This window comes from Gammaproteobacteria bacterium, assembly GCA_029862005.1.
In the GTDB taxonomy this organism is placed as follows: Bacteria; Pseudomonadota; Gammaproteobacteria.
On record JAOTYD010000011.1, the window covers coordinates 48,062 to 60,303 of the forward strand.

Consider the following 12,242-nt stretch of genomic DNA (forward strand, 5'->3'; position numbering starts at 1 on the left):
TCATGACCGATGCCCCCGAACGCGGATTCGCCATGAGTGAGTTCGAGGTCAGAACCGAACGTGCGCAACAATTGATGCGTGACGAAAAAATCGATGTCATGTTGCTGACAACCGAGCCCCATGTGCGCTATTTCAGCGGCTTCCTGACCCAGTTCTGGCAGAGTCCGACCCGCCCCTGGTTTTTACTGTTACCCCTGTCTGGCAAGCCAATTGCCGTCATTCCTTCGATCGGTGTCGCTGGAATGCAGCAGTGCTGGATCGACGATATTCGCAGCTGGTCTTCGCCACAGCCGCAGGATGATGGTATCTCGTTGCTGCTGGCGGCGATTCGTGAGATACCCCGGCGCTTCGGTCGTTTGGCTATGACCCTCGGTACCGAGAGTTACCTGCGTATGCCCGCCCGCGATTATCGCCATCTCGAAACCGAGTTGACAGAATTCGAACTGGCCGATTGTGCCGACCTGATGCTCAGGCTTTGCAGCGTCAAGTCATCTGCCGAGATAGCCAAGATAAGGTACGTCTGCGAACTCGCCTCGGACAGCTTCAATGCACTGCCCGAATTCGCCCGTATGGGTCAGAGCGAACGCGACATACTGCGTGCGATGCGGATCGATTTGCTCTCCCGTGGGGCCGATCATACGCCCTACATCGTCTCTGCATCTGGCCAGGGTGGTTATGGCGATATCATTATGGGACCCAGTGACCGCGTACTCGAAGATGGGGACGTGTTAATCATCGATACCGGCACTATATACGACGGCTATTACTGCGACTTCGACCGCAACTTCGGTTTCGGCCATGCGTCGGAGCAAAGCCTGCGAGCCTATGAAACCGTTTACCGCAGTACCGATGCCGGCCTCGCAACCGCCAGGCCCGGTGCCACGACCACCGACATCTGGCAGGCAATGTGGTCGGTGCTGGAGCGCGGTGGCGCGCAAGGTAATGATGATATTGGCCGCATGGGCCATGGGCTGGGCGCTCAGTTGACCGAGTGGCCGTCAATCACGGCAACCGACCAGACTCCGCTGGTGCCGGGCATGGTGATAACGCTCGAGCCAGGCATGGAATTTGAACCGGGAAAACTGATGGTGCACGAAGAAAATATTTTAATTACTGAATCAGGTGCCGAACTCCTTAGCAAGCGCGCGGCCGCCGAAATGCCGATCATCGATTAACACGGTACCCGATATGAAACAGTTCCTGGTCAACTTGAGCACGCAGAACCGCTACTGGGTCGGGCTGATCCTGATCGGCATCGCCCTCGAAGGTGTCGCACTCTACTACCAGTATGTGCTGGACGAATGGCCCTGCGTGCTGTGCATTCATATCCGCATCTGGGTGGCTGCATTTGTTTTACTTGCGCTGATCGCAATTTTCTTCACGCGCTCTATTACTATTATGCGTATTGCGCATGGACTAAATGCCGGGATCATGGCCGGATTTCTCGAGCGCAGCTGGCGGGTTCTTGCGGTCGAGCGCGGATGGATTTTTGGCGACTGCGACATAAACCTCGGTATGCCCGAGTGGTTCGCACTGGATAAGTGGATTCCGACCCTATTTGAAGTACAAACTGCCTGCGGTTATACCCCGCTGATAATATTTGGAATTACCATGGCCGAAATGCTGGTCGTAATTTCGGTGCTTATGCTGATAATGAGCGCAGCAGTTTTCGTTGCCAGTTGGTTCGATTAGCCGCGATCGAACCAGCAGTGTCTAAAGCCTTCTCTATAATGACCTCAACAAAATGCAAGTGAAACTGTCCATGATAACAACCATAAGCAAAGCTTTTTCAGAGACTTTCTTGGCCACTCTGCAGACTGGTATAAGCAGTTCATCATCGCTTTCCTGATTATTAATCCAATCGTATTTGCGATCAGCCCCTTCGTTGCGGGATGGCTACTCATCCTTGAATTCATTTTTACACTTGCGATGGCACTTAAATGCTATCCGTTACAGCCGGGTGGACTGCTCGCAATCGAAGCCATCGTAATGGGCATGTCCAGCCCGGAAGCCGTTTACCAGGAAACCATCGCTAATTTTGAGGTCATTCTATTGTTGATGTTCATGGTTGCCGGTATTTATTTTATGCGCGACCTGCTGCTGTACACTTTTACCAAGATCCTGCTTTCGATCAAATCCAAGGCATTGTTGTCTTTCCTGTTCAGTATTACCGCAGCCGTCCTGAGTGCCTTCCTCGATGCGTTAACCGTAACCGCGGTATTGATTTCGGTCGCGATCGGTTTTTACTCGGTATATCACCGCGTAGCATCGGGCAAACAGTTCCATCAGGCGGAGCACGATCACAGTACTGATGCCGAAGTTATCCACGATCGGCGTGCCGAGCTCAGGCAATTCCGTTCGTTTCTGCGTAGCCTGATCATGCACGGCGCGGTCGGCACCGCACTGGGCGGTGTATGCACACTCGTCGGTGAGCCGCAAAACCTGTTGATCGCCGAACGCGCCGGCTGGAATTTCATGGAATTTTTCTGGCGCATGGCGCCGATTACGATGCCGGTTCTGGTCGCCGGACTGATTACCAGCGTGGTACTGGAAAAAACCAGGTGGTTTTCGTACGGGGCAACGTTGCCCGAGTCGGTCGCCGCGACCCTGTCCGCTTACGATGCCGAACAGGATGCCAATCGTAATCACCGGGCGAAGGCAACCCTGGTCATCCAGGCCGTCGTCGGCATCATCCTGGTCTTTTCCCTCGCCTTCCACGTGGCATCTGTAGGACTGGTGGGCTTGATGGTAATCGTGCTGTTAACTTCCTTTAACGGTATCGTCGAGGAGCATCAGATTGGCCACGCATTCGAGGAATGCTTTACCCTTCACCGCACTGCTGGTGGTATTTTTTGCGATCGTCGCCGTCATCCATGAGCAGCATTTGTTCTCGCCGGTCATCGAGCAGGTACTGGCAATGGATCGAGATCTGCAACCGATCATGTTCTTTATCGCCAACGGCGTACTATCGATGATATCCGATAATGTTTTCGTGGCCACTGTTTACATTAACGAAGTTTCCGCGGCCTTCAAGGCAGGCACCATCGATCGTGAGCAGTTCGATGTTCTTGCGATTGCGATTAACACCGGCACCAACCTGCCGAGTGTCGCCACGCCCAATGGGCAGGCCGCGTTTTTGTTCCTGTTAACCTCGGCCCTGGCCCCCCTGATTCGCCTTTCCTACGTCAATATGCTGTGGATGGCCCTGCCCTACACCATCGTCCTTAGCATAGTCGGCATGATCGCGATCGCGACTGCGTTTTAGCTGGCATAGCGTTCTATTATTCCGGGCTCGTTCAGCTCGAGCCATTGCAGCGCGATAATGGTCGCGGAAGACCGGATTTTACCGTCGCACACCCAGCTGAAAGCCTGTGCAGAATCAATAACCATGACCCGAATGTCTTCATGTTCATGTGGAAGCCCGTGGATACCACCGACGCCTTCGCTATCGACGATCCCGCAGAAAAGACTGCAATGTTCGGTGGTACCGCCGGGACTGACGTAATAGTGGCTGATTGCTTCCAGTTCTCTGATGTGGCAACCCGCTTCCTCGTCGCATTCACGGATCGCAACATCCAGTGCAGACTCTTCCGTTTCGATAACTCCGGCAACGCATTCGATGAGCCAGGGTCCATCGGTATCGCCTATCGCACCGGCCCTGAACTGTTCTATCAGTACCACCTTTTCGCGAACGGGGTCGTAGGGCAGCACCGCAACCACGGTGCCACGTTCAAAAATTTCACGCGTGAATACCGGGCTGAACCCGCCACCAAATAGCTCATGAGAGATGCTGTACTCGTCCAGCTTGAAGTACTTTTCAAATAGCGTGACGTGTTGTTCTAGCTTCCACTTGTATTTCACGCCGGCATCGATCCTATCAGTTTTTCAACCTGGACCAGATCCTCTTCGGTGTCGATTCCCGGACCAGGCTCGGCACGCGCAATTTCGGTATGGATCGCGTAGCCGTTGCAAAGCGCGCGCAGTTGTTCCAGCGATTCGGCAATTTCCAGATCGCTGGGATCGAGTTCACTGAAGATTTTGATGAAATCGACCCGGTAAGCATAAATTCCGATATGCCCCAGGTATTGCCGAACTTCCCCATTTCGATCAAACGGGATAACGGAACGGCTGAAATAAAGCGCATGGCCGTGACGATCGTGCACCAGCTTGACCAGATTTGGATCCTGTGCATGCTTCAGGTCCACGATCTTATGCAAGGTTGCCATCGCACAGTCGCTCGATGACAGATTGCTGGCAACCTGGTTGATGTTTACGGCAGGCATTAGGGGCTCGTCGCCCTGCAGGTTGACAACGATGCTGTCCGCGGCCCAACCCAGCTTCTGTGTCACTTCCAGAATGCGATCGGTACCGCTGCAGTGGGCAGTATCTGTCATGCAGGCGTAACCACCAAATCCTTCGACGACATCGACTATGCGTTGATCATCGGTTGCGACCACGACCTCGGTCGCGTTCGCCTGCTGCGCTGTGGCATAAACCCATTCAATCATTGGTTTGCCGTGAATGGTTCGCAGGGATTTACCTGGCAGACGCGACGACGCAAAGCGTGCCGGTATCACGATACGAAAATCGATGGCCATTACACTATCGTAACGCCTCGACCTCTTCACTACTGAGTTCACGTGCTTCTTCAGGCAACATCACCGGAATCCCGTCGCGGATTGGATAGGCAAGTCGCGAGGCGCGCGAAATCAGTTCCTGTCGTTTTTTATCATAAATCAGTGGCCCCTTGGTGACCGGATCGACCAGTATATCCAGTAAATGTTTATCCACGATGACGACTCTCCAGTAATTGCATAATCTGACTGCTCAATTCCTCGCTAAACTCGATATGGAGTGGAACTACCCACAGATTCTCGCGCGCGATTGCTTTCAATTTTACCGCATCTTTATGCGTGACCAGTATCGGCAGTTCAGGTTTCAAATTCAAATCCTGTACATTGAACTCGTAATGATCCGGATACTCGTGCTCGATGACATCGATACCCATCTGCGCCAGGCTGGCGAAAAATATTTCAGGAAAACCGATACCGGCCAACGCGTGTACCTGCCGGCCCATGAATTCGCTGATATGCCGGGTCCTCTCGGGTTCCACCAGGTTCCAGACCTCCCCCAGCGACTCGATAACCTGGCCACTATCCCGGCTGATGGTGAGGTCAACACGCTTCAGGCGGCTACGTGGTTCACGCAACGGCCCTGCCGGCAGCAGTAATCCGTTACCCAGCGACAGATCCCGGCAAACCGCGACCTCGATATCGCGCTTCATCGCGTAGTGCTGGAGACCATCATCCGAAAGTAGGATATCGGTATCGGGAAAGCGCTCGAGTATCTGCGTCGCGGCCTCAACCCTGCGGGCACCAACCCCGATTGGGCAGCGACAAACCTCCGACATCATGTTGGCTTCGTCACCGTAAGCACTGCGGGTAATGCCGTCCTGTAAGATTTGTACGCTTTTTTCGTTACCACTCTTGTAACCCCGGGTAATGATCGCGGGTTGATACCCCTTTTCCTTTAACAACCGGTAAAGCGCGACCACGATTGGCGTTTTACCGTTTCCACCGAGCGTGATATTACCGACAACAATCGTGGTAACAGGCAGTTTCGTAGACCTTAACAGGCGCAGGCGATACCCTAATCGGCGCAGGTTGACAGAGAGATAAAAGATCAGGGAAAGCGGCATCAATAGCAGGGATAGCGGATTAATCGACCAAAGCCACCAACCCTGTCTGCGCTGGGTCGACATACTGATCCAGTGCTGCATCACGGACTTGTCGAGAACCGAAGAACGGATTATTTTCGGTCGCGTGCTGGGTTGCAACTCGCCATCCTTGGTGTCTCGAAATTGCATCGAATGCAATTTTGAGTAAACGCCACCGGCTTCGAGCAATTCGGCATGCGTACCCTGCTCCACTATTTTCCCCTGATCCATAACCACGATATGGTCAGCGTGCTCGATCGTCGATAGTCGATGGGCGATAACCAGCGTGGTCCGGTTTTGCATCAAGTGCTCCATCGCGTGCTGTATATAACGTTCTGATTCAGTATCGAGTGCCGAGGTCGCCTCATCCAGAATCAGAATGGGTGCATTCTTCAGCAATGCACGCGCAATCGCTATGCGTTGTCGCTGGCCCCCGGATAACAGCACCCCACGCTCGCCAACCTCGGTATCCAGCTGGTCCGGCATTTCCGAAATAAACTCCCAGGCGTGGGCCTGTTTTGCTGCTTCAATAATCTGGGCTTCGTCTACCTGGTTGCTAATACCGTAAGCGATATTGTTACGGATGGTGTCATTAAATAACCTGACGTCCTGACCGACATAGGCAATCTGACGTCTTAAATCAGAGATGCGGTAGTGATCGAGTCGCTCCCCGTCCAGGGATACCTCGCCACTGTCATATTCATAAAGACGCGGGATAAGATTAACCAGGCTGGACTTTCCGCTGCCTGAACGACCCACGATTGCGACGGTTTGTTCGGGTTTTACCTCGAAACTGATTTCATCAAGCACGCGCTGATCGCTGCGTCGATAGCAAAGCGCGACATTATCAAACCGGATACGACCCTCGGCACGGTCCAGTTCCAGTTCACCCTGGTTATGTTCGCTCGCAAGCGATGTAAATTCGAACACGCTCTCGCCCGCGGCGATGCCTTTTTGAATACTGGCGTTGATTGAAGACAGGACTCGCATCGGTGCCAACAGCATGGTCATCGCAAAAATAAAAGAAACGAAATCTCCGGGACTGATAATGTTGCGCATCGAAACTGAAGTCGCAAAGGCGACAATAGCCGCGAACGCAACGGCAACTACCAACTGGATGAGCGGCATACTAAATGATTGCGCTATCGACATTTTCAAATGTAAATTCAGGTTGTTCTTGTTAACTTTATGGAATTTGTTGCGCTCGAATTCGTCACCACCAAAAATTTTAACAATGCGGTTCGAATCGACTACTTCCTGGGCCACCTGGGTAACGCCACCCATCGATTGCTGGATGCGTTTGCTAATGCTGCGAAAGCGACCCGAAATTCGAACCACGATCAGAAACACGATCGGACCAGCTATCAGGAATATGGCGGTCAGCTGCCAGTTCAACCAGACCATGTAACCAAGCAACACAATAATTCGCAGGCTATCCTGGATGAATACCGTCAACGAGCTTGAAACCGATTTGGCAACCTGCTCGACGTCATAAGAAAAGCGCGTGACAATGGCGGCCGTCGAGGATTGATCGTACTCGTCGCTGGTCAGGGTTAATAGTTTCTCAAACATCATTTTACGAAGACTATTAATGACATTGCGCCCGATGTAATCCATGCAATAGCTGCGCATGAATATTGCCACCATCCTGACGATAAATATCAGTATTATCGCTACCGGTATCAGCTTTATAATCGTCGGATCGCGGTCAATAAAGCCGTCATCCATTAACGGTTTCATCAGGTAAGCGAAAGCAGCGTCCGAGGCGGCGAAAATGATCATGCCGATCACAGCCAGCAGAAAGTACCCCTTATGCTCGAATGCCAGCGATAATAGCGCCCGATAGGCTTTGGCGCCGGTTAAATTAGCTTCGATCGGTTGCACTAAGTTGCTCTCTGAAATTTCACGCCATCAATTACTCGAGCGGACGTGTAGTAGCGATCGAAACCTGTGTAAGTCCCAGTCGACTGACAACATCCATCGCGGTTACCAGCGACTGGACCGGGGAATCGGCATCGGACTGGATCACGATTGGCAGCCTGGTGCCGGCCATGGTGCGCTCCAGGGCAGCCTGCAAGGTAGCACTCTTGTTGTTGGTGAGCTCGCGCGAATTGAGGAAGAAGTTTCCTTTGGCATCAATCATCAGGTTTAATTTTTGTGGTGGCGCGGAGACCTGGTCCTGGTTTGCTTCGGGCAGATTGATTTTCAACTGCGACGTGGTATCGAAAGTCGTCGACACCATGAAAAATATCAACAGTAAAAACACGACATCGATCAAGGGTGTCAAATTAATATCGACGTCCTCTTCGGCATTTCCGCTGTGGAAGTTCATCGATCAGGCCAGTTTCTTGCGATCGCCATGCAGAAAATCGACCAGCTTCATCGCTTCCTGCTCCATTGCCACCACCAATCCGTCTATTTTACGTTTCAGGTGACGATGAAATATGAGACTAGGAATTGCAACGGTCAATCCAGCAGCCGTGGTAATCAGCGCCTCGGATATCCCACCGGCCAGCTGCCCTGGATCACCGACACCTATAACGGTTATCGCGGTGAAAACACGAATCATCCCGATGACCGTTCCCAACAGGCCCAGTAAGGGCGTTATCGTAGAAATCGTTCCCAGGGTATTCATGAATCTCTCCATTTCGTGCACCACGTGGCGGCCGTTTTCTTCGATGCTTTCGCGAATCAGGTCACGCGACAGGTGCCTGTTGATCAATCCAGCCGCCAGCACCCTGCCAAGCGGGGAACCGTTTTCGATTTCAGTTATATGCTTTTCGGTTAACGCATCGCTACTCAGCAGGTTCCAGATGCCGGTCAGCAGCTTTTCTGGAATCACTTTTGTTTGGCGCAGGGTCCATAGCCTCTCGATAATGATGGCCGCGGCAACTACCGAGCACAACAGTATCGGAATCATCAGCCAGCCTCCTGCCTGAACCAGTTCGAACACGCTTTATTCCTCAGAAATTAATGCCGCACATCATACTGTGACAAGCGACTTTTTACCATCGCTGCCAGATGCGCCGCACGGGGTTACGCATGGTTTTAACCTTGAGATCTCCGTCGCTGCTTTGGAGCCTGATCGCCCCGTCTTTATCACTACGATACTGTCTCGAACCAATGGCTTCATAGCGTGACACGACCTCGTTCGCCGGAAATCCCCATCGATTGTTTCTTGACTGCGTAAAAACCACATGTTCAGGCCTCACCCGGTCCAGAAACGGCTGGCTAGATGACGTATTGCTACCGTGGTGAGGTGCCACCAGCACGTCAGCTTCGAGGGCTGCACCATACTTTAGCAGCAACTCGGATTCTTTCACGGTTTCTATATCTCCGGGTATCAGGACACGATGGTCGCCATTTACCCGGAGGACGCAGGAACGATTGTTACTGCCTGAATCAACCTTCGGGTCACCTGCGACCAGGAAACTGAAATCCACACCGTCCCAGCGCCAGTCAGGGTATTCATGACATGAACGCACGCTTTGCTGCAACTTGAATCTGGCCTTAAGTTCTTCAGGCGTACCGGATAAAAGACTCGGGGGATGGTAAGCATCACGCAGGGAATGCATCCCGCCACTGTGATCCTGGTCAACATGGCTGATAACCAGCAGATCGGGATTTCGAATTCCATGCCGCAACATAAATGGCATCAGCGCCCAATCGACCGGATTCCGACTCCCGGTTCTACCGGGACCCAGGTCGTAAACCAAGCTGTGATTACGGGTCCGTAACAATAACGCGGTTCCCATACCAACATCAAATACAACGAGTTCGTAAGCACCATGCTGGAGTCTCGGGTGATGCCAGGCAAACCCTGCAACGAGGCTCAACAAAGCGACTCCACGAACCCCGGTGCTTCGCGGCATTAGCAGGATGAGCACCGCGATCAAGGCCATCAGTATCAACACTGACGGGTAGAAAACCGCGTTGGCTTGCAGGCCGGAATCGATCAACCAATTGACATAGCCCAACAACCATCGAAGTAAGCTGTCGGCAATATGAAACAACATGCCGCCCCCGGGCAGGCCCGACATTACGAACAAACAACCGGCCATCACCACCGGTAATACCGTAAAACTGACCACGGGAATTGCGACGATATTAGCCAGCAATCCCGCCGGATATAACTGGCCGAATATAAGGATGCCCAGGGGTGCGAACAAAACGGAAAAACAACACTGCAGGGCCAGTAACTGTTGCCACCAGCGCAGATTACCCGGCAAACGAAAATGGACAAAAGCGATCACCAGTAATGCACAAAAACTCAACCAAAAGGCAGTTGAGCCAATACTCCGGGGATCAACGATGATTATCACCATTAGCGCCAGCGCGATCGATTGCGACAGATTGATCCGGTTGCGGATCAGCAGTGCAATCCCGAGCGCCGCGAACATGATTAATGCGCGCGTCGTGGGCAGACTGAACCCGGCCAGAGCCGCGTAACTCGTGGCTGCAACAATCGCTATTAGCCAGGCCGCCTGTGCACGATTGAGGCCACACCGGTAAAGACCCAGGCGCCAGCATTGGCGACCGAGACCGTAGAACAATAGTGACACCGTGCCGATATGGAGACCGGATATGGCGAGTAAATGCGCGATACCACCGGACCGGAGCAGGCGCTGTTGCGTTACTGGTATATCACCCCGGTATCCCAATGCCAGTGCCTTGATCAAACCTCGATGCTCACATCGGCCGCACCTATGATCAATGCCAGCAGCAAGGCTAGTGCGCCAACGGTTTACGCTCCACCAGCCCGCGTCCTCGAGCTTGCGGTTTTTGCTCGATTTACGGATATATCCAGAGACATCGATTCCATTGGCAAATTGCCATGCTTCGAAATCGGAACCGGCGGGATTGATCGTCCCGATCGGTTGTCGCAGCTTCACCTCGAATTCCCAGAGTTCTCCGGCAAGAGGCAACCGCTCATCCTGATACCAGTTGAGACGGGCATGGCGCGGCAGTGATCCTGCATAATGCTCGATTTCAATAATGTTCAGGGACAGGCTGATACGCCCCTGTTTCAACTGGGGAATATCGGCAATGATTCCGCGCATCAGCGTAATACGATTGTCGAAGCTGCCATCAAGCCGGTGTTCAAGATGATGATGAAACGCGGCGCTACTCCAGAGATAGGCAGCGCTTAGTAACAGAATGAATCGATAGGCCGGGCAACAGTAGAAAAACAGCAGCAGGATCGGTACCAAAGCCGACCAGTATTGATCTGGAAGTTCGTTGCCATAATAAGCGACGAGCGAACCAAGCACGATCGCAAGTGCGTGTTGAGGCATGCTTTCCCTGCCCTGTTTCCCTGTTGTGTGGCCCAACACTTTGCAGAATATTCAATTAGTACCGATAATACAATAATCATGGCAAGGAAGTTTTTACGAAAGTTTTTGCCGCATCCTGACGTTGTCACCAAAAATCGCTGGATCAAGTTACTTGGCCCACGATTGCAGGACCCGTCTTTGTGGCATATCAACCGGCGATCTTGCTCGTTAGCGGTCGCGCTGGGTATATTCTGTGCCTTTATCCCGATCCCGTTTCAAATGGTTATCGCGGCCGCGCTGGCAATCTGGATCAGGGCTAATATCCTGCTCACGGTGCCGATGGTCTGGATCAGCAACCCGTTCACGATGGGACCCATGTATTATTTCTGTTACCTTGTCGGTGCTGAAATGCTGGGACTGGAGCCGCAAAGGTTTAACTTCGAACCAAGTTTCGAATGGCTGGTCACCCGCCTGGCGGCTATCTGGCAACCTTTCCTGCTCGGTTGTTTTCTGGTGGGCACGATCACCGCGCTGGCAGCTTTCGTGCTGGTTCGCATCCTGTGGCATTTGCACATCCTGAGACACATCCAGATCCGGGCCAGGCGCCTCCATAATCGTCGCCGGCGCATGCGTAAAAATACGTGAATCTGCCCTGGATAGTACTGGTCACTGCTATCAGCGTAATCCTGGGCACCTGGTTATGTTTCTGGATTATAACTAAAGCACACGAAATCGGCTCTCCAACCTGGGTCTTCGAGAATATTTTGTGTCCCGTGATTCGCATCATGGTTCTGTTTATTATTGTCAGCCAGATTTACCCCGCGATCGACGCCAATGCCGCGCGCACAGGTTTCTGGTCTATTCTTTTCCAACAACAACAATTTAACCATTTGATCAACATTTTGTTTTTTGCGGGATTGTTACTGTCATTCATACCGGTATTGAGTCATCCGGTGTTTGCATTGCCGATTCAGAGCTTACTCACCATAGCCCTGGTATTTCACTGGCAATATGCGGATTCAATCGTATCGCTGCACCTGTTTCCATCGATGGCAACCATCCTGAAAATCATCGTTTACATGATGCTCGCATATTATGTGACAGGTGAATTGAGCCGTTATATTTCGCGTGCGCTTGATACCAGGTTCGCAGTCACCGGCAGTATTCGCCTAGTTTCCGAGGCCATCTACCTGGTGTTGCAGATACCCGTGATGCTGGTTTACAGCAGTTTTCTGAGACTACAGCTCCCCTGA

At 52.4% G+C, this 12,242-nt stretch carries 11 protein-coding genes and 1 pseudogene; 5 read left to right on the forward strand and 7 right to left on the reverse strand.

Translation table 11 applies throughout. The features are described from left to right. The first annotated feature begins 32 nt into the window (after nt 1-32). The 3 genes and pseudogenes from OES20_09255 (at nt 33) to nhaB (ending at nt 3,265) form a co-directional block, all read left to right on the forward strand. Nucleotides 33-1,175 carry a Xaa-Pro peptidase family protein gene (locus OES20_09255; protein MDH3634880.1) on the forward strand — a complete coding sequence of 381 codons (1,143 nt, stop codon included), beginning with the start codon at nt 33-35 and terminating at the stop codon, nt 1,173-1,175. Nucleotides 1,176-1,188: 13 nt separating this feature from the next. Then, nucleotides 1,189-1,692: a disulfide bond formation protein B gene (locus OES20_09260; protein ID MDH3634881.1), complete on the forward strand. Its 504-nt coding sequence runs from the start codon at nt 1,189-1,191 to the stop codon at nt 1,690-1,692. Nucleotides 1,693-1,779: 87 nt separating this feature from the next. Continuing rightward, nucleotides 1,780-3,265 (forward strand): annotated as a pseudogene (nhaB, locus tag OES20_09265) (sodium/proton antiporter NhaB). Here nhaB and OES20_09270 read toward each other — a convergent pair. The 7 genes from OES20_09270 to OES20_09300 are packed head-to-tail and all read right to left on the reverse strand — an operon-like array spanning nt 3,262 to nt 11,010. After that, the gene (locus OES20_09270) at nt 3,262-3,861 is read right to left on the reverse strand and encodes an NUDIX domain-containing protein (GenBank protein MDH3634882.1); all 600 of its coding nucleotides are present in this window, start codon (nt 3,859-3,861) and stop codon (nt 3,262-3,264) included. The pseudogene nhaB and the gene OES20_09270 sit on opposite strands and share 4 nt — an antisense overlap. After that, nucleotides 3,858-4,592 carry a 3-deoxy-manno-octulosonate cytidylyltransferase gene (gene kdsB / locus OES20_09275; GenBank protein MDH3634883.1) on the reverse strand — a complete coding sequence of 245 codons (735 nt, stop codon included), beginning with the start codon at nt 4,590-4,592 and terminating at the stop codon, nt 3,858-3,860. The genes OES20_09270 and kdsB overlap by 4 nt, the downstream gene beginning before the upstream one ends. Nucleotides 4,593-4,602: 10 nt before the next feature. Beyond that, nucleotides 4,603-4,791: a Trm112 family protein gene (locus tag OES20_09280; protein MDH3634884.1), complete on the reverse strand. Its 189-nt coding sequence runs from the start codon at nt 4,789-4,791 to the stop codon at nt 4,603-4,605. Next, the gene (gene msbA, locus OES20_09285) at nt 4,784-7,600 is read right to left on the reverse strand and encodes a lipid A export permease/ATP-binding protein MsbA (protein ID MDH3634885.1); all 2,817 of its coding nucleotides are present in this window, start codon (nt 7,598-7,600) and stop codon (nt 4,784-4,786) included. The genes OES20_09280 and msbA overlap by 8 nt, the downstream gene beginning before the upstream one ends. 31 nt (nt 7,601-7,631) lie before the next feature. Beyond that, nucleotides 7,632-8,048: a biopolymer transporter ExbD gene (locus OES20_09290; GenBank protein ID MDH3634886.1), complete on the reverse strand. Its 417-nt coding sequence runs from the start codon at nt 8,046-8,048 to the stop codon at nt 7,632-7,634. Between the two features lie 3 nt (nt 8,049-8,051). Then, nucleotides 8,052-8,669, reverse strand: coding sequence for a MotA/TolQ/ExbB proton channel family protein (locus tag OES20_09295; GenBank protein ID MDH3634887.1), 618 nt, complete (start codon nt 8,667-8,669; stop codon nt 8,052-8,054). A gap of 52 nt (nt 8,670-8,721) precedes the next feature. Then, nucleotides 8,722-11,010, reverse strand: coding sequence for a DNA internalization-related competence protein ComEC/Rec2 (locus OES20_09300; protein MDH3634888.1), 2,289 nt, complete (start codon nt 11,008-11,010; stop codon nt 8,722-8,724). Nucleotides 11,011-11,088: 78 nt separating this feature from the next. Here OES20_09300 and OES20_09305 point away from each other — a divergent pair, with 78 nt between their 5' ends. Continuing rightward, nucleotides 11,089-11,634, forward strand: a complete 546-nt coding sequence (locus OES20_09305) for a DUF2062 domain-containing protein (protein MDH3634889.1) — start codon at nt 11,089-11,091, stop codon at nt 11,632-11,634. Continuing rightward, on the forward strand, nt 11,631-12,242 hold the full coding sequence (locus OES20_09310; protein MDH3634890.1) for a hypothetical protein: 612 nt from the start codon (nt 11,631-11,633) through the stop codon (nt 12,240-12,242). Before OES20_09305 ends, OES20_09310 begins: the two co-directional genes overlap by 4 nt.